Consider the following 17525-nt stretch of genomic DNA (forward strand, 5'->3'; position numbering starts at 1 on the left):
CCTCGGGACGGGCTGCCTGCGGCGAGGCCGCGCCCTATACGGTGGGATCACCATGAGCGCATCGCAGCCCCCAGTCCACGAGGACTCCCCGACCCTTCTCGTCAAGATCTTCGGGAAGGACCGCCCCGGCATCACCGCAGGTCTCTTCGACACCCTCGCCGCCTACGCCGTCGACGTCGTCGACATCGAACAGGTGGTCACCCGTGGCCGGATCGTGCTGTGCGCCCTTGTCACCGCGCCCGGCCCCGGCGGCAACGCCCAGGGCGAGCTGCGGGCGACCGTGCACAGCTGGGCCGAGTCCCTCAGGCTGGAGGCCGAGATCATCTCCGGGACCGGCGACAACCGGCCCCGGGGCAGCGGGCGTTCCCATGTGACCGTGCTGGGGAATCCGCTGGCCGCCGAGTCGACCGCGGCCATAGCGGCCAGCATCACCGCGACCGGCGGCAACATCGACCGTATCTTCCGGCTGGCCAAGTACCCGGTGACCGCAGTGGAGTTCGCGGTGTCCGGGGTGGAGACCGAGGCGCTGCGGACGGCGCTCGCCACCGAGGCCGCAGCGCTCGGGGTGGACGTGGCCGTGATCTCTGCGGGGCTGCACCGCCGCGCCCAGCGGCTCGTCGTGATGGATGTCGACTCGACGGTCATCCAGGACGAGGTGATCGAGCTCTTCGCCGCACACGCGGGGTGCGAGCAGGAGGTCGCCGAGGTGACCGCGCGCGCGATGCGCGGTGAGCTGGACTTCGAGCAGTCGCTGCACGCCCGCGTGGCGCTGCTCGCGGGGCTCGATGCCTCGGTCGTCGACAAAGTACGGTCCGAGGTGCGGCTCACGCCCGGCGCCCGCACCCTGATCCGCACGCTGAAGCGGCTCGGCTACCAAGTGGGCATCGTGTCCGGCGGGTTCACCCAGGTCACCGACGACCTCAAGGAGCGGCTCGGACTCGACTTCGCCGCGGCCAACACGCTGGAGATCGTCGACGGCACGCTCACCGGACGGGTCGTCGGCGAGATCGTGGACCGCGCGGGCAAGGCGCGGCTGCTGAGGCGGTTCGCCGGTGAGGCGGGTGTCCCGCTGGCGCAGACCGTCGCCATCGGGGACGGTGCCAACGACCTGGACATGCTCAACACGGCGGGCCTGGGTGTCGCGTTCAACGCCAAGCCCGTCGTCCGCAAGGCCGCCGACACGGCGGTGAACGTGCCGTTCCTGGACACCGTGCTCTATCTGCTGGGCATCACCCGTGAAGAGGTCGAGGCCGCGGACGGCCTCGTCGACGACGCGATCTGACACGGCCCCCGGCCGGCACCTGCGGGTGCGGGCCGGGGGCCGTGCCGCGTACGGCGGGCGGGGCGGCGCTGCTTACTCGTGCGGCGACCAGAACGACGTCAGGGTGCCGACCCCGTGCTCGACGGACTTCCAGGGGCCGGTGAACTCGATGACGGCGATCCCCGCCGTCGGGTACCCGCTGCGGTTCATCCGGGGCAGTGCGTCGCCCTCGGTGCGCCCCGACAGGGCGTCGGCGAGAGCGTGCGTACCGGGGTTGTGGCCGATGACCAGCACACTGCCGACGTCGTCGGGGATCTCGTTGAGCAGCGCGATCAGTTCGCCGAGGGACGCCTCGTACAGCCGCTCCTCGTAGACGGTACGGGGGCGGTCAGGCAGCTCCTGGACCGCCAGCTTCCAGGTCTCCCGTGTCCTGACCGCGGTCGAGCAGAGGGCCAGGTCGAGAGGGAACCCGTGGGAGGCGAGCCGGCTGCCGGCCGCCGCGGCGTCCATCCGGCCGCGGTCGGCGAGCGGCCGGTCGTGGTCGGACACCTCGGGCCAGTCGGCCTTCGCGTGCCGGAGAAGGACGATCCTGCGGGACTCGGGGACTGTCTCCCCGGATGACACAACGGCGCTCATACAATCCAGCTTCGCACGGATCGGACCATCGGGCGCAGGGTGTTGGGAGGCTGCCCCGGCACGAGTGAACAGGGCCCCGCCACGGTGGCCGGGGGCCTCAACGCGGCAGGCTCTGCTCGATCCGCTCCAGCACGCGGGTGACGGAGGCCCGGCCGTTGTCCGCGTGAGCCTGGCCGGGCGCGCTGATCAGCAGCAGCAGGACGGCGAAGGCGAGGGCGGGCAGGGCGATGGCCCACCAGGGCAGCCGGATGTCGATGCCGCTCTGCACGGGGTGGCGGGGGCGCGGGGTGTGCGGACGGGCCGGCATGGCCGCCTCCATGGGTTCGCGGTGGCTGATGCACCTGAACCTACGGAGTGTGCGGGCCCTGTCCCATCCGGTGACCCACCCACTTCACCCTGACCCTGGCCCCCTAGGGGACGGTGGTGCCAGCCCCACCACGGGGCCGGGGCCACGGCCGCGGATCACGGCCGGGGGCCCGGGACCCCGGGACCGGCGCTCCGGGTCAGGGCGACGCGAGCGTGGCGATGATCGCGACGATCACCGTGACCGCGAGCATGGCTCCGAGCACGAGCAGGAGCTTCTTCTGACCGTTCTGGGGATTCGGTTCGAGCACTGGCATGACGTCAGTCTCGCATCTCAGGATTCGTCCTCGATCGTCCGGTCCCGCCCTGCGAGGATTCCCGCGCCGATCTGCGGCACCATCAGCCCGGCCATCAGCGCGATGGGCAGCCCCCAGCCGCCACTGTGCTGGTAGAGGACGCCGACGAGCAGCGGCCCTGGGATGGAGATCAGATAGCCGGTGGACTGGGCGAAGGCGGAGAGCCTGACCACTCCGGCGCCGCTCCTGGAGCGCATGCCGATCATCGTGAGGGCCAGCGGGAAGGAGCAGTTGGAGATACCCAGCAGCAGCGCCCAGGCCCAGGCGCCCCCGGACGGGGCCAGATAGAGACCGGCGTAGCCGACCAGGCCGCAGGAGCCGAGGGCGATGACGATGGGGCCCTGGTTCTTCATCCGGCTCGCCAGCCGCGGGATGACGAAGGCCAGCGGCACTCCCATCACCATCGTGACGGCGAGCAGCAGCCCCGCCGTACCGGCCGAGACCCCGGCGTCGCGGAAGATCTGCGGCATCCATCCCATGGTGATGTACGCGGCGGTGGCCTGGAGGCCGAAGAAACAGGCGAGAGCCCACGCGGTGCGGCTGCTGGTGATCCGCCGCGCGGGAGCCTGCGGCGCGGCGGGGGCTCCCCCGGTCCCGGCCGCGTGTGCGGCGTTCGCCGCCGTCGTGCTGCGGTCCTTGATCAGCGCGATCCAGGGCAGCACGGCCACGGCGGCCAGCCCCGCCCACACTCCGAGGCCCAGCCGCCAGCTGCCGCCGAGTGCGCCGGTCAGCGGCACGGTGACGGCGGCGGCCAGGGCCGTGCCCAGGGCGAGGGCCATCGAGTAGAGGCCGGTCATCGTCCCGACGCGCTCAGGGAAGTACCGCTTGACGATCACCGGCATCAGCACGTTGCTGACGGCTATGCCCATCAGCGCGAGTGCGCTGGCTGCCAGGAAGCCGGCCGTGCCGCCCGCGAAGGGCCGGATCACCAGACCCGCGGTGATCGCCACCATGCCGGCGCAGACGACGGCGCCGGGTCCGAAGCGGCGGGCGAGGCGGGGTGCCATGACGCCGAAGACGGCGAAGCAGAGCGGCGGTACGGAGGTGAGGACACCGGCGATGCTGCCGCTCATCCCGAGACCGTCCCGCACCTCTTCGAGGAGCGCGCCGAGACTGGTGATGGCAGGCCGGAGATTGACGGCGGCGAGAACGATGCCGGCCATCACCAGTTTCACGGTCCACGCGGCGGGCTGCGGGGGCGCGGTGTCCACCGCGGTGCGCGGTTCGGCCGTGGGCGAATCGGCCACGGGGGTGAGGATCTTCGTCTCGTCGACTGACATAAGGACATCATAGAATCATGGGATGATTGGTTGTCCACTCTCCTTCTCCCAGCCGCCCGACCCGGAATCCCCGCCGCCCGACCCCGAACGAGGAGCACCATGGCGCTGAACTCTCCCCGCCGTTCCGCACTCGCCGACCAGGTGATCACCGAACTGCGGAACCAGATCACCTCGGGCGAGTGGCCGGTCGGTTCACGCATCCCGACCGAGCCGGAACTGGTCGAGCAGCTGGGGGTGGCCAGGAACACCGTCAGGGAGGCGGTGCGCGCCCTCGCGCACAACGGGCTGCTGGACATCCGCCAGGGCTCCGGCACCTACGTGGCCGCCACCAGTGAGCTGGCCGGCGTGATGCACCGCCGTTTCGCCGCTTCCGACCCCCGGCACGTCGCGGAGCTGCGGTCCACCCTGGAGTCCTCGGCCGCCCGGCTGGCCGCGGAGCGGCGTACCGAGCGGGATGTGAAGCAGCTGACCGCGCTGCTCGCGGAACGGGAGCGGACCTGGGAGGCGGGGGACGCCGAGGCGTTCGTGGCCGCCGATGCGACGCTGCACCTGGCGATCGTGAACGCCTCGCACAACGACGTACTGACCGAGCTCTACGCCGACCTCGGCGACCTGCTCCGCCACTGGCTCCGGGGCGATGTGGGACGTGAGCTGCGGCCCGAGGGATACATGGACCACACCCGGCTGGTCGAGGCGATCCGGAACGGCGACGCGGACCTGGCGGCCGCCGAGGCGGCGAGCCACGCCTTCACCTCCTGCCTGGCCGACCCGGCCTGACAGGGCTCAGCCGGCCCGCCGGTGCGTCACCCAGACCGAGCCGATCCCCTTCCAGCAGCGGCCGGTGAGCCGCACGCTCCGGGCGGGCCCGACCTCGACCGGCGCGCTGTCCGTGTCGATGTCCCACCAGCGGGCGCACTCGATGTGCAGGGAGACCCGGTCGGTCACCACGTAGCTGTTGTGACAGGTGGCCGTCGTGTGCGAACCGCTGACGGCTATGAGGCATCCGGCGCCGAAGGGGGCCGCCGCCTGCGCCTGCCCGCTCGTGGGGGCGGTGAGCCCCGCGACCGAGACCGAGGTCACGAGCAGGACCGCTGTCCGGTAGCGGATCGAACGCATGCCCGTGCCTCCTCCCCGGGAGAGCCGGGCTGTGCCCCGGCCTGATCAGTCTGCGGGGGTTTGCCCCGTCGCACGAGTCGGGGCCCGCCGGCCTCCCGGTGGTCCGGGGCCCCGCCACGGGCCCGGCGCCGCATCCCGGGCGGCGGCACGCACGGAGGCCGCGCGCCGCCTCATCGGCGGTCACGCGGCCTCCGGGGCGGAGCGGGCGGTCAGGCGCCCATCATGTGCACGCCGCCGTCGACGTGGATGATCTCGCCGGTCGTCTTCGGGAAGAAGTCCGAGAGCAGCGCGACGACACCGCGGCCGGCCGGCTCGGGGTCGGCCATGTCCCAGGCGAGCGGCGAGCGGTGGTTCCAGACGTCCGCCAGCTCCGAGAAGCCCGGAATGGACTTCGCGGCCATCGAGGCGAGCGGGCCCGCGGAGATCAGGTTGCAGCGGACGTTCTGCTTGCCCAGGTCCCGGGCGAGGTAACGGGAGGTCGCCTCAAGCGCGGCCTTGGCGGGGCCCATCCAGTCGTACTGCGGCCACGCGTACTGGGCGTCGAAGGTGAGCCCGACGACCGAGCCGCCCTCGCTCATCAGCGGCAGGCACGCCATGGCCAGCGACTTCAGCGAGAACGCCGAGACGTGCATCGCCGTGGCGACCGACTCGAACGGGGTGTTGAGGAAGTTCCCGCCGAGCGCGTCCTGCGGCGCGAAGCCGATGGAGTGGACGACACCGTCGAGCGAGCCGAGCTCGTCGCGGACCAGGTCCGCGAGCCGGTCGAGGTGCTCGGTGTTCGTGACGTCCAGCTCGATGACCTTGGCGGGCCTGGGCAGCTTCTTGGCGATGCGCTCGGTGAGCGTGGGCCGCGGGAAGGCGGTGAGGATGACCTCTGCGCCCTGCTCCTGGGCCACCTTGGCGGTGTGGAAGGCGATGGAGGACTCCATCAGCACACCCGTGACGAGGATGCGCTTGCCGTCGAGAATTCCGCTCATGTGATCAGTGACCCATGCCCAATCCGCCGTCAACGGGGATGACGGCTCCAGTGATGTACGACGCGTCGTCGGAGGCGAGGAACCGCACCGTAGCGGCGATCTCCTCCGGCTGCGCGTACCGTCCGAGCGGCACCTGCGAGACGATGCCCGCGCGCTGCTCGTCGGTGAGCACCTTGGTCATGTCGGTGTCGACGAAACCGGGTGCGACTACGTTGAACGTGATGTTGCGGGACCCGAGCTCCCGGGCGAGGGAGCGTGCGAAGCCGACCAGTCCGGCCTTGGACGCGGCGTAGTTGGCCTGTCCCGCGGAGCCGAGCAGGCCGACCACCGAGGAGATGAGGACGACGCGGCCCTTCCTGGCCCGCAGCATCGCGCGGTTGGCCCGCTTCACGACCCGGAAGGTTCCGGTGAGGTTGGTGTCGAGTACGGCGGTGAAGTCGTCCTCGGACATCCGCATCAGCAACTGGTCCCTGGTGACACCGGCGTTGGCCACCAGCACCTCCACGGGACCGTGCTTCTCCTCGATCTCCTTGTAGGCCTGCTCCACCTGCTCGGTGTCGGTGATGTCGCACTTGACGGCCAGGAACCCCTGTTCGGCAAGGGCTGCCGGCTCACCGGAGCGGTACGTGATCGCGACCTTGTCGCCTGCGTCTGCGAAGGCACGGGCGATAGCGAGCCCGATGCCCCGGTTTCCTCCGGTGACGAGAACCGAGCGGCTCAACGGATCACCCTTTCGATAGCTGTGTGGTACTCACGCAAACTATCGGTCCTGCCCCGATTCGGAGGAATCGGCCTCCGACAGCGCCACGCGGCGGCGCCTGTCGGGTCCCTACAGAAAGCATCTGGCAGCGGGAGCCGTCCGCACGACATGATGCGAGCGACCGGTCGTGACGACAGGAGACCTCCGTGCCACATTCGATCGACGCAGCCTTCACGGCTCTGCCGCTGCGCGCCCTGGCCGACGCGGCGCTCGCGCGGGCCCGCGCACTCGGTGCCGACCACGCCGACTTCCGTTTCGAACGCGTCCGCAGCGCTACCTGGCGGCTGCGGGACGCCCGCCCCGCCGGGTCGGCGGACACGACGGACCTCGGGTACGCCGTGCGGGTCGTGCACGGCGGGAGCTGGGGGTTCGCCTCCGGCGTCGACCTGTCGATGGACGCGGCGGCCCGGGTGGCCGGGCAGGCGGTCGCGATGGCGAAGCTCTCCGCCAAGGTGATCAGGGCAGCCGGGTCCGACGAGAGGGTGGAGCTGGCGGACGAGCCGGTGCACGCGGACCGGACCTGGATCTCCTCGTACGAGACCGACCCCTTCTCCGTACCCGCCGAGGAGAAGACCGCACTGCTGGCCGACTGGTCGGCGCGGCTGCTGCGGGCGGACGGCGTCGCGCACGCGGACGCCTCGCTGATGACCGTCCTCGAGAACAAGTTCTACGCGGACACCGCAGGTACCGTCACCACCCAGCAGCGGGTCAGGCTGCACCCGCAGCTCACCGCGGTGGCGGTGGACGCGGCCACCGGTGAGTTCGACTCGATGCGCACCATCGCGCCGCCGGCCGGGCGGGGCTGGGAGTACCTGACCGGCACGGGCTGGGACTGGGACGCCGAACTGGAGCGGATCCCGGAGGTGCTGGCCGAGAAGATGCGGGCGCCGGGTGTCGAGGCCGGCGCCTACGACCTGGTCGTCGATCCGTCCAACCTCTGGCTGACCATCCACGAGTCGATCGGGCACGCCACCGAGCTCGACCGGGCGCTCGGGTACGAGGCGGCCTACGCCGGGACCTCCTTCGCCACCTTCGACCAGCTCGGGAAGCTGGCGTACGGCTCCCCCGTGATGAACGTGACCGGCGACAGGACCGCCGAACACGGTCTGGCCACCGTCGGGTTCGACGACGAGGGCGTCGAGGCACAGTCCTGGGACCTGATCAGGGAAGGCACCCTCGTCGGGTACCAGCTGGACCGCAGGATCGCGAAGCTGACCGGGCTCGGCCGGTCCAACGGGTGCGCGTACGCGGATTCGCCTGGGCATGTGCCGGTGCAGCGGATGGCCAATGTGTCGCTCCAGCCGGAACCGGGCGGGCTCTCGACCGAGGACCTGATCGGGGGCGTCGAGCGGGGAATCTACGTGGTGGGCGACCGGTCGTGGTCGATCGACATGCAGCGCTACAACTTCCAGTTCACCGGGCAGCGGTTCTACCGGATCGAGAACGGCCGGCTGGCCGGGCAGCTGCGGGATGTCGCGTACCAGGCGACCACCACGGACTTCTGGGGCTCGATGGAGAAGACCGGCGGCCCGCAGACGTATGTGCTGGGCGGCGCCTTCAACTGCGGCAAGGCCCAGCCGGGGCAGGTCGCCGCGGTCTCGCACGGCTGCCCTTCGGCCCTCTTCCGGGGCGTCAACATCTTGAACACTGCTCAGGAGGCCGGGCGATGACCCCGTCGAACCGCACCAGCAAGCCGTACGAGATCGTCGAGCGGGCTCTCGCCCTGTCCGAGGCAGACGGCTGCGCCGTCATCGCCGACGAGCATTCGAGCGCCAATCTGCGCTGGGCCGGGAACGCGCTGACGACTAACGGTGTGACCCGCGGCCGGACCCTGACCGTCATCGCGACGGTCGACGGCAAGGAAGGCACCGCATCCGGTGTCGTCTCGCGGTCGGCGGTGACCGCCGGTGACCTCGAACCGCTGGTCCGGGCCGCGGAGGCCGCCGCCCGCGAGGGCTCCCCCGCCGAGGACGCACGGCCGCTGGTCACCGGGGTGCCCGCCTCGCCCGGTTTCACCGGGGCGCCCGCCGAGACGACACCCGCGGTCTTCGACGCCTTCGCGCCGGCGCTGGGCGAGTCCTTCGCCCGTGCGCGGGCCGGCGGGCGGGAGCTGTACGGCTTCGCCAGCCACGAGATGACCTCCAGCTACCTCGGGACCTCGACCGGCCTGCGGCTGCGGCACGACCAGCCGAACGGCACGCTGGAGCTGAACGCCAAGTCCCCCGACCGGTCCCGCTCCGCCTGGGCGGGCCGGGCCACCCGTGACTTCACCGACGTCGACCCGGCGGCGCTCGACGCCGAGCTCGCGCAGCGGCTCCGCTGGGCCGAGCGGCGGGTCTCGCTGCCCGCCGGGCGGTACGAGACGCTGCTGCCGCCGACCGCCGTGGCCGATCTGCTGATCTACCAGTTCTGGTCGTCGGCCGCCCGTGACGCGGCGGAGGGCCGTACGGTCTTCTCCCGGCCCGGCGGCGGGACCCGGCTGGGCGATCTGCTCTCCCCGCTTCCGCTGACCCTGCGCAGCGACCCGGCCGAACCCGGTCTGGAATCGGCGCCCTTCGTCCTCGCGCACGCCTCGGGCGACGACTCGTCGGTCTTCGACAACGGGTTGCCGCTCTCCCCCACGGACTGGGTGCGCGACGGCAGGCTGGAGCGCCTGGTCACCACCCGGCACAGCGCGGAGCTGACCGGCCTGCCGGTGGCTCCCGCCATCGGGAATCTGATCCTGGACGGCGGCGGGGACCGCACCCTGGAAGAGATGGTGGCCGCGTCGGGGCACGACGGGCCCGCCCTGCTGCTGACCTGCCTCTGGTACATCAGGGAGGTCGACCCGGCCACCCTGCTGCTGACCGGACTGACCAGGGACGGCGTCTATCTGGTGGAGAACGGCGAGGTCACGGGCGAGGTGAACAACTTCCGCTTCAACGAGTCGCCGGTCGATCTGCTCTCCCGGGCCACCGAGGCCGGGCGGACGGAGCGGACACTGCCGCGCGAGTGGGGCGACTGGTTCACCCGTGCCGCGATGCCCGCGCTGCGCATCCCGGATTTCAATATGAGTTCCGTCAGCCAGGGCGTATAACCTCTGGGACGTACTTCCAGCCACACCGAAGGAGACGCGAGACCCGTGACGGACATCGTCGACGAGCTGAAGTGGCGGGGGCTCTTCGCCCTCTCCACTGACGAGGACGCATTGCGCAAGACGCTCGCGGACGGTCCCGTCACGTTCTATTGCGGCTTCGACCCGACGGCGGCGAGCCTGCACGTGGGCCACCTCGTGCAGGTCCTCACCGTCCGCAGGCTCCAGCAGGCCGGGCACCGGCCGCTGGCGCTGGTGGGCGGGGCCACCGGTCAGATCGGTGACCCCCGGCCGACCGCCGAGCGGACGCTGAACGACCCGGAGACCGTCGCCCAGTGGGTCGGCAGGCTGCGGTCCCAGATCGAGCCGTTCCTCTCCTTCGACGGCGAGAACGCCGCGGTGATGGTCAACAACCTGGACTGGACCGCGGGGCTCTCCGCGATCGAGTTCCTGCGGGACATCGGCAAGCACTTCCGGGTGAACAAGATGCTCACCAAGGAGTCGGTCGCCCGCCGCCTGGAGTCCGAACAGGGCATCAGCTACACCGAGTTCAGCTACCAGCTGCTGCAGGGGATGGACTTCCTGGAGCTGTACCGCCGGTACGGGTGCACGCTCCAGCAGGGCGGCAGCGACCAGTGGGGCAACCTCACGGCGGGGATCGACCTGATCCACCGCCTGGAGCCGGACGCGTCCGTGCACGCGCTGGGCACCCCGCTGATGGTGAAGGCGGACGGCACCAAGTTCGGCAAGTCGGAGAGCGGGGCCGTCTGGCTCGACGCGCAGATGACGACGCCGTACGCGTTCTACCAGTTCTGGCTGAACGTGGACGACCGCGACGTCTCCACGTACAACCGCATCCTCAGCTTCAAGAGCCGCGCGGAGCTGGAGGAGCTGGAACAGCTCACCGCGGAGCGTCCGCAGGCCCGGGCCGCCCAGCGTTCGCTTGCCGAGGAGCTGACGACGCTGGTGCACGGCGCGGACCAGTGCGCGGCGGTCGTCGCGGCGTCCCGGGCGCTGTTCGGCCAGGGTGAGCTCACGGAGCTCGACGAGGCGACGCTGAGCGCCGCGCTCTCCGAGCTGCCGCACACCGAGGTCGGTGAGCTCGTCCCGGTCGTCGAGCTGCTCGCCGGGACGGGTCTCGTACCGAGCAGGTCGGCGGCCCGCCGCGCCGTCAAGGAGGGCGGGGCGTACGTGAACAACGTGAAGGTCACCGCCGAGGACGCGGTGCCGGATGCCGGCGATCTGCTGCACGGGCGGTGGCTGGTACTGCGGCGCGGCAAGAAGAACCTGGCCGCGGTCGAGGTCACCGGCGGATAGCGGCGCTGCCCCGGGGCCGGGGCACAGGGGTGAGGGGCGGCCGGTATGTACCGGGCCGCCCCACACCCCTGCGGCGGGGGTCAGGTGGCGTGCCTGTTGCCCCGGATCGCCGTCCAGAGCTTGTCGCCGACGCCGACGACGATCACGGCGCCGATCAGCTGGAGCAGATGCCTGATCCAGTCGATGCCGTTGGTGTCGTTGACGCCGAGCCCGGTCGCCGCCCAGTTGCCCAGCACACTGCCCAGGATGCCGAAGATCACGGTCAGCCACAGCGGGATCTGCTGCTTGCCCGGGATGATCGCCTTGGCGATCAGACCGAGCACCAGCCCCACGATGATGGCCCACAACCAATTCATGTCGCCTCCTGATGCGGCTGCCGTTTACGCATGGGCCCCAGTGTCGGCCCCTCCTCCATACGGCGCATGTCGGACAGCTCCATACGTGCGCGGACGGACCCGGTACGGAAGAACGGGGGCGCGCCCCGGTCTTATCGGCGGCGGGGCGTCGGCGTAACGTGGTGCCGTCCGGTCCGGGGAGAGTCCGGCGCGGGAATCGGGTGGTGGAGCGGGATGCGGAAGCAGAGCAGTGGTGAGGTCTTCCGGATCACGGGCGCCCGGACGGGACTCGCGGAGGATGTGCGCGGCAGGCAGCGGCGCTACATCATCTCGATGACGGTGCGGACGGTCGCGGTCATCCTGACCGCGGTTCTCTGGAACGTGGCGCGGCCGGTGGCGATCGCGACCCTGATCCTGGGCGCCTTCCTCCCGTACGTCGCCGTGGTGATCGCCAACGCGGGCCGGGAGAACGCCCCGGTGCTCCCCACCACGTTCGTTCCCGCACCGTTCCGGCCGCCGCTGGAACCGTCGTCCGTGGTCTCCGGGGCGGAAGCGGCGGACGGGACCACCACCACGGAGCGTGAGCAGCCCGCTGCCGGGCAGGACTGAGCCGGGGCCCGGATCCCCATGGCTGCCGAAGCTCAAGAAAAGCTCAGATCAATCATGAAGTTCCGGTGCCGCTTCACCATAGGCCCGTGACATACTTTGCAGGCGCTCCGCATCCCCCGTCGGAGCGACGGACCGACGCCGGGCAGCTCCCCCCGTGGCTGCTCGGCGTCGCCCTTCTCCCCGCCTCCTCCAGGCTCTCGTCCGGTCCGTAACGACGAGGCGTTGGCCTAGGGTTGAGGCGTGAACTCCGCTGACACCACCGGTCCAGGACCGGTCCCGCCCGCCCCGGTCTGCTCGGCCAAGGGGTGCCGGACGGACGCCGTCTGGGTCCTGGCCTGGAACAACCCGAAGCTGCATACCCCGGAGCGCCGGAAGACCTGGCTGGCCTGTGCGGAACACCGGGAGCATTTGTCCCAGTTCCTGGGGGTGCGCGGCTTCCTCAAGGACGTGGTGGCCCTGGCCGACTGGGAGCAGGACGGGCGGACCGGCGGGGCCCAGGGCTGAGCCGCGCGGGCGGTCAGCCGCCGATCGCCGACATGGGCCGGTCGGGCTGGAGGAACGAAGGATCGTCCAGCCCGGATCCGGCCTTCTTCCCCCACATCGCCAGCTTCCAGCGCCCGGCGATCTCCTCGTCGGGCACGCCGGAGCGGAGCGCGGCGCGCAGATCCGACTCCTCACGGGCGAAGAGGCAGGTGCGCACCTGGCCGTCCGCGGTGAGCCGGGTGCGGTCGCAGGCCCCGCAGAAGGGGCGGGTGACGGAGGCGATGACACCGACCCGGTGCGGTCCGCCATCGACGACCCAGCGCTCGGCGGGGGCCGAACCGCGCTCGCCGGTGCCCTCGTCGGTCAGCGTGAAGCGGGTGCGCAGCGACTGGAGGATGTCACCCGCGGTGATCATTCCGTCGCGCTTCCAGCCGTGCTGGGCGTCGAGCGGCATCTGCTCGATGAAGCGCAGCTCGTAGTCGTTCTGCACGGCCCAGGCGAGCAGGTCGGGTGCCTCGTCGTCGTTGAGCCCCGGCATCAGTACGGCGTTGACCTTGACCGGGGTGAGCCCGGCCGCGCGTGCGGCCTCCAGGCCGTCCAGTACGTCGCGGTGCCGGTCCCTGCGGGTGAGGGTCTTGAAGACGTCGGGGCGCAGCGTGTCGAGCGAGACGTTGACCCGGTCGAGGCCCGCGGCCGCCAGGGCAGCAGCGGTGCGCTTGAGGCCGATTCCGTTGGTGGTGAGAGACATCCGCGGGCGCGGCTCCAGGGCCGCGACACGCTCGACGATGCCGACGAGCCCGGGACGCAGCAGCGGCTCACCGCCGGTGAAGCGGACCTGGGTGATGCCGAGCTCGGTCACGGCGATGCGGATCAGCCTGACGATCTCGTCGTCCGTGAGCAGGTCGGGCTTGGCGAGCCACTGCAGGCCCTCTTCGGGCATGCAGTAGGTGCAGCGCAGGTTGCAGCGGTCGGTGAGCGACACCCGCAGGTCAGTGGCCACTCGGCCAAAAGTGTCGATAAGCACGGTGGGCCCCCTCCCCGATGACGGAAACGATGTACGCGACCGAGCGTACGCGACACCTGTGACAGCGGCAGGGGGCGGATTACCACGAGGTATACGGGGTCCGGTCGTAGGGATCTACGACCGGACCCGTGGGCGTCACCTGGTACGGCCCGTGAGGACCGCGGTCAGTGGGCGCCGAATCCGGTGAGGGACTTGACTTCGAGCTCGGCGTACTTGTCCTTGTCCGGCTCCTCCGACGAGAGCAGCGAGCCGAGCCAGCCGAGGAGGAATCCCAGCGGGATCGAGATGAGGCCGGGGTTCTCCAGCGGGAACCAGGCGAAGTCGGCGCCCTTGAACATCGAGGTGGGCTTCCCGGAGACGACCGGCGAGAAGAGCACAAGCACCACGGACGAGACGAGACCCCCGTAGATCGACCACAGGGCGCCGCGCGTGGTGAACCTCTTCCAGAAGAGGCTGTAGAGCAGGGTCGGCAGATTCGCGGACGCGGCGACCGCGAAGGCGAGGGCGACCAGCCCCGCGACGTTCAGATCGCGGGCGAAGGCGCCCAGCACGATGGCGACGGCGCCGATCGCCACGGTCGCCCACCGGGCCGCGCGCATCTCCTCCTTCTCGGTGGCCTGCCCCTTGCGGATGACGTTGGCGTAGATGTCGTGCGCGAACGACGACGAGGAGGCCAGGGTCAGCCCGGCGACCACGGCGAGAATGGTGGCGAAGGCGACCGCCGAGATCACCGCGAGCAGGACCGACCCCCCGGTGGAGCCGGCGCCGCCGCCGATCTCCAGGGCGGCGAGCGGCGCGGCCGTGTTGCCCGCCGGATTGGACGCGATGATGTCGGCGGGCTTGAGGAGGGCTGCGGCGCCGAACCCGAGCACGATCGTCATCAGGTAGAAGGCGCCGATGATGCCGATCGCCCAGTTCACCGACTTGCGGGCGGCCTTGGCCGTCGGCACGGTGTAGAAGCGGATCAGGATGTGCGGCAGGCCCGCGGTACCGAGCACCAGGGCGATGCCGAGCGAGATGAAGTCCAGCTTCGAGGTTCCCGTGGCGCCGTACTTGAGGCCGGGTTCCAGGAACGCCTTCCCTTTGCCGCTGTTCGACGCGGCCGAGCCCAGCAGGTCGGAGACGTTGAAGTGGAATTTCAGCAGGATCAGGAAGGTGATGAGGATGGTTCCGGCGATCAGCAGGACGGCCTTGACCATCTGGACCCAGGTGGTGCCCTTCATTCCGCCGATCGTGACGTACACGATCATCAGGACACCGACCAGCGCGACGATGGCGATCTTCCCGGCGTCACTGGTGATGCCGAGCAGCAGGGAGACCAGGACACCCGCGCCCGCCATCTGCGCCAGCAGGTAGAAGATCGAGACGACGATGGTGGACGCCCCGGCCGCGGTGCGGACGGGGCGCTGGCGCATCCGGTAGGCGAGGACGTCGCCCATCGTGTAGCGGCCGGAGTTGCGCAGCGGCTCGGCGACGAGCAGCAGGGCGACAAGCCAGGCGACCAGGAAGCCGATCGAGTAGAGGAAGCCGTCGTAGCCGAAGAGGGCGATGGCGCCCGCGATGCCGAGGAACGAGGCGGCGGACATGTAGTCGCCGGAGACCGCGAGTCCGTTCTGCAGCGCGGAGAACTGCCGGCCGCCCGCGTAGAAGTCGGCGGCGCTCCTGGTCTGGCGCCCGGCCCAGACCGTGATGACGAGCGTGGCGACGACGAACACCGCGAACAGCGTGATGATCAGGGGCCGGTGCTGGGTGGTCGCCGATGCGGCGAGCTGGACTGCGGGGCTCATGAGTGGCCCTCCATACGGGACTTGATGGCAGCACCCTTCGGGTCCAGCCTGGTCGCGGCATGCCGCGAGTAGAGCCACGCGATGAGGAACGTGGTGAGGAACTGGCCGAGGCCCAGGACCAGGGCCACGTTGATGTTGCCGAAGAGCCTGGTGCCCATGAAGCCGTCCGCGTAGCTCGACAGCAGGACGTACAGCAGATACCAGGCGACGAAGCCGATGGTCAGCGGGAAGGCGAAGGACCGGTGGGCGCGGCGCAGTTCGCCGAACTCGGCGCTCTGCTGTACCTCGGCGAACAGCTCCGCCGTGGGCCGGCCCGGTTCGGCGCCCGTGACGCCCGGGGGCTGTGGTTCGACGGTGGCCACGGATTCTCCTCGCGACGTGCGGACGGTGGGCGTACTGCCGGAGGGCCCGCGGTGAGGCGCCTCCCACAAGGGCACGGAGCGCACGGCGGGGTGGTTCAATGCCGGGCTGTTCCCGCCGGACGGGCTGACGGCGCCGCACTGGCCGGCTCACCGGCGGGCCGTTCCCGCCTGAAGGACCGCTGTGCCGGACCGATTGGTGTGCCGGACCGATTGCTGCGAGCGGCAGGTGCTGGTTTCACTGGTCGTGTACTGCCCGACTGCGGTCCCGCAGCGGGGTGGCTGATACGGATGATGGGGAGAACCCATGGCTCATCTGGCATCCCGGCGGTGGCGCGCGCTCGCGCTCTCCGCCGGACTCGCGCTTCTCGCCTCGCTCGGCGTCCTGCCGGGCCCGGCCGCGGCGGAACAGGACACCGGCCCGGCGCGCTCCCCCGCTTCCGGTGCGGGCCCGGCGCTGTCGTACGTCGTGAACACCGGGACCGGGCACCGGGCGGCGGCCTCGGCGGAGCAGGCCGTCACCCGGGCGGGCGGGTCGGTGGTCATGGCGTACGAGCAGGTGGGCGTGATCGTCGCGCACTCGGCGAATCCGGACTTCGCCAGGACCCTCCGAAGAACCAGGGGCGTCGATTCGGCCGGTGCCACGCGCACCGCGCCGCTGCCCGCCGAGTCGGTGACGGACACCGACACGCCGCTGAGGCTCACGGCGCGGGAGCAGAAGGTGCTGGCGGCCAGGGCCGCGCCTGGCCAGGACCCGATGGAGCCGCTCCAGTGGGACATGCGGGCCATCAAGGCGGACCTGGCGCACCGCACGACGCTCGGCAGCCGTGACGTCACGGTCGCGGTGATCGACACGGGCGTCGACGACACCCACCCGGACATCGCCCCCAACTTCGACCGTGCGGCATCGGCCGACTGCGTCACGGGCAGGCCCGACACCACGGACGGAGCCTGGCGGCCCACCGGCGCGGAGAGCCCGCACGGCACGCATGTGGCGGGCGAGATCGCGGGCGCGAAGAACGGTGTCGGTATCACCGGGGTCGCTCCCGGGGTCAGGGTGTCCGGCATCAAGGTCGGCGACGCGTCCTCGTTCTTCTACACGGAGGCGGTCGTCTGCGCCTTCGTCTGGGCCGCCGACCACGGCGCCGATGTGACCAACAACAGCTACTTCACCGACCCGTGGTACTTCGAGTGCACGGACGACCCGGATCAGAAGGCCCTGGTCGAAGCGGTCACCCGCGCCTCGCGGTACGCGGAGCGCAAGGGCACCGTCAATGTCGCCGCCGCGGCCAACGAGGGCTACGACCTGGCCTCGCACCGGGTCACCGACACCCTGAGCCCGGACGACGGCACCGCGGCGTCCCGTACGGTGGATCCGTCCAAGTGCCTTGATGTCCCGGCCCAGTTGCCGGGCGTCGTCACGGTGTCGGCGACCGGTACCAGGACGCTGAAGTCCTCCTACTCGAACTACGGCCTCGGGGTCGTCGACATCGCGGCGCCCGGCGGCGACTCGACCGCGTACCAGCCCCCCGAGAAGCCGGCCACCAGCAGCGCGGTCCTCGGCCCTGTGCCCGGCGGCGGCTACGCCTACATGGCCGGTACGTCGATGGCGTCCCCGCATGTCGCCGGGGTGGTGGCCCTGATCGAGTCCCGTCATCCGCACGCCTCACCGGCGCAGGTCAAGGCGCTGCTGTACGCCGGGGCGGACCCGCTCGCCTGCCCCGACCCGTACGACTTCGACGGTGACGGCAAGGCCGACGCGGTCTGCCGGGGCAGCGGGAGTCACAACGGTTTCTACGGGGCGGGCCTGGCCGACGCCCTGCACGCGGTCACCCGGTAGCCCCGGCTT

General features: G+C 70.9%; 19 protein-coding genes. 8 read left to right on the forward strand and 11 right to left on the reverse strand.

Translation table 11 applies throughout. From position 1 onward, the window contains the following. Positions 1-52 precede the first annotated feature (52 nt). Entirely contained in the window at positions 53-1282 is a 1230-nt protein-coding gene (gene serB, locus OG917_RS07540) for a phosphoserine phosphatase SerB (RefSeq protein WP_328316761.1), read from the forward strand. A gap of 72 nt (positions 1283-1354) precedes the next feature. Here serB and OG917_RS07545 read toward each other — a convergent pair whose 3' ends face one another. From OG917_RS07545 to OG917_RS07560, 4 genes are all read right to left on the reverse strand, one after another. Further along, positions 1355-1897: a SixA phosphatase family protein gene (locus tag OG917_RS07545; protein WP_328316762.1), complete on the reverse strand. Its 543-nt coding sequence runs from the start codon at positions 1895-1897 to the stop codon at positions 1355-1357. A 97-nt stretch (positions 1898-1994) separates the two neighbouring features. Further along, a complete protein-coding gene (locus tag OG917_RS07550; RefSeq protein ID WP_328316763.1) occupies positions 1995-2204 on the reverse strand; it encodes a hypothetical protein in 210 nt (69 codons plus the stop codon). 196 nt (positions 2205-2400) lie between these two features. Then, on the reverse strand, positions 2401-2517 hold the full coding sequence (locus OG917_RS07555; RefSeq protein WP_327298391.1) for an SGM_5486 family transporter-associated protein: 117 nt from the start codon (positions 2515-2517) through the stop codon (positions 2401-2403). 17 nt (positions 2518-2534) lie between these two features. Further along, positions 2535-3836 (reverse strand): CynX/NimT family MFS transporter, encoded by a 1302-nt coding sequence (locus tag OG917_RS07560; RefSeq protein WP_328316764.1) that lies wholly within the window; start codon positions 3834-3836, stop codon positions 2535-2537. Positions 3837-3935: 99 nt separating this feature from the next. Here OG917_RS07560 and OG917_RS07565 point away from each other — a divergent pair, with 99 nt between their 5' ends. Continuing rightward, positions 3936-4613 carry a FadR/GntR family transcriptional regulator gene (locus OG917_RS07565; protein WP_328316765.1) on the forward strand — a complete coding sequence of 226 codons (678 nt, stop codon included), beginning with the start codon at positions 3936-3938 and terminating at the stop codon, positions 4611-4613. Positions 4614-4619: 6 nt separating this feature from the next. Here OG917_RS07565 and OG917_RS07570 read toward each other — a convergent pair whose 3' ends face one another. From OG917_RS07570 to fabG, 3 genes are all read right to left on the reverse strand, one after another. Beyond that, a complete protein-coding gene (locus OG917_RS07570) occupies positions 4620-4952 on the reverse strand; it encodes a hypothetical protein (protein ID WP_328316766.1) in 333 nt (110 codons plus the stop codon). A 209-nt stretch (positions 4953-5161) separates the two neighbouring features. Next, positions 5162-5929, reverse strand: coding sequence for an enoyl-ACP reductase FabI (gene fabI / locus OG917_RS07575; RefSeq protein ID WP_328316767.1), 768 nt, complete (start codon positions 5927-5929; stop codon positions 5162-5164). Between the two features lie 4 nt (positions 5930-5933). Continuing rightward, positions 5934-6650, reverse strand: a complete 717-nt coding sequence (fabG, locus tag OG917_RS07580; RefSeq protein ID WP_328316768.1) for a 3-oxoacyl-[acyl-carrier-protein] reductase — start codon at positions 6648-6650, stop codon at positions 5934-5936. Between the two features lie 185 nt (positions 6651-6835). On the opposite strand from fabG, the gene OG917_RS07585 reads away from it, so the two are divergent. From OG917_RS07585 to tyrS, 3 genes are read left to right on the forward strand one after another with little or no spacing between them, the layout of a single operon-like run. Then, positions 6836-8359: a TldD/PmbA family protein gene (locus tag OG917_RS07585; RefSeq protein WP_328316769.1), complete on the forward strand. Its 1524-nt coding sequence runs from the start codon at positions 6836-6838 to the stop codon at positions 8357-8359. Continuing rightward, entirely contained in the window at positions 8356-9765 is a 1410-nt protein-coding gene (locus OG917_RS07590) for a metallopeptidase TldD-related protein (RefSeq protein WP_328316770.1), read from the forward strand. The genes OG917_RS07585 and OG917_RS07590 overlap by 4 nt, the downstream gene beginning before the upstream one ends. A 45-nt stretch (positions 9766-9810) precedes the next feature. Beyond that, positions 9811-11079, forward strand: coding sequence for a tyrosine--tRNA ligase (gene tyrS / locus OG917_RS07595; protein WP_328316771.1), 1269 nt, complete (start codon positions 9811-9813; stop codon positions 11077-11079). A gap of 80 nt (positions 11080-11159) precedes the next feature. Here the strand turns inward: tyrS and OG917_RS07600 are convergent, their stop codons facing one another. Continuing rightward, a complete protein-coding gene (locus OG917_RS07600) occupies positions 11160-11435 on the reverse strand; it encodes a GlsB/YeaQ/YmgE family stress response membrane protein (RefSeq protein ID WP_328316772.1) in 276 nt (91 codons plus the stop codon). 213 nt (positions 11436-11648) lie between these two features. Between OG917_RS07600 and OG917_RS07605 the strand changes: the two genes are divergently transcribed. Next, complete coding sequence (locus tag OG917_RS07605; RefSeq protein WP_328316773.1) at positions 11649-12023, forward strand: DUF3099 domain-containing protein; 375 nt, start codon at positions 11649-11651, stop codon at positions 12021-12023. A 240-nt stretch (positions 12024-12263) separates the two neighbouring features. Next, positions 12264-12527, forward strand: a complete 264-nt coding sequence (locus OG917_RS07610) for a hypothetical protein (RefSeq protein ID WP_328316774.1) — start codon at positions 12264-12266, stop codon at positions 12525-12527. 13 nt (positions 12528-12540) lie between these two features. Here OG917_RS07610 and moaA read toward each other — a convergent pair whose 3' ends face one another. The 3 genes from moaA to OG917_RS07625 form a co-directional block, all read right to left on the reverse strand. Next, complete coding sequence (moaA, locus tag OG917_RS07615; RefSeq protein ID WP_328316775.1) at positions 12541-13530, reverse strand: GTP 3',8-cyclase MoaA; 990 nt, start codon at positions 13528-13530, stop codon at positions 12541-12543. Between the two features lie 164 nt (positions 13531-13694). Then, complete coding sequence (locus tag OG917_RS07620; protein WP_328316776.1) at positions 13695-15317, reverse strand: solute symporter family protein; 1623 nt, start codon at positions 15315-15317, stop codon at positions 13695-13697. Continuing rightward, positions 15314-15679, reverse strand: coding sequence for a DUF485 domain-containing protein (locus OG917_RS07625; RefSeq protein ID WP_328316777.1), 366 nt, complete (start codon positions 15677-15679; stop codon positions 15314-15316). Before OG917_RS07625 ends, OG917_RS07620 begins: the two co-directional genes overlap by 4 nt. 304 nt (positions 15680-15983) lie before the next feature. On the opposite strand from OG917_RS07625, the gene OG917_RS07630 reads away from it, so the two are divergent. Further along, positions 15984-17516 (forward strand): S8 family peptidase, encoded by a 1533-nt coding sequence (locus OG917_RS07630; RefSeq protein ID WP_328316778.1) that lies wholly within the window; start codon positions 15984-15986, stop codon positions 17514-17516. Positions 17517-17525: the final 9 nt, after the last annotated feature.

It is taken from the genome of Streptomyces sp. NBC_00388, assembly GCF_036061255.1.
Lineage (GTDB): Bacteria > Actinomycetota > Actinomycetes > Streptomycetales > Streptomycetaceae > Streptomyces.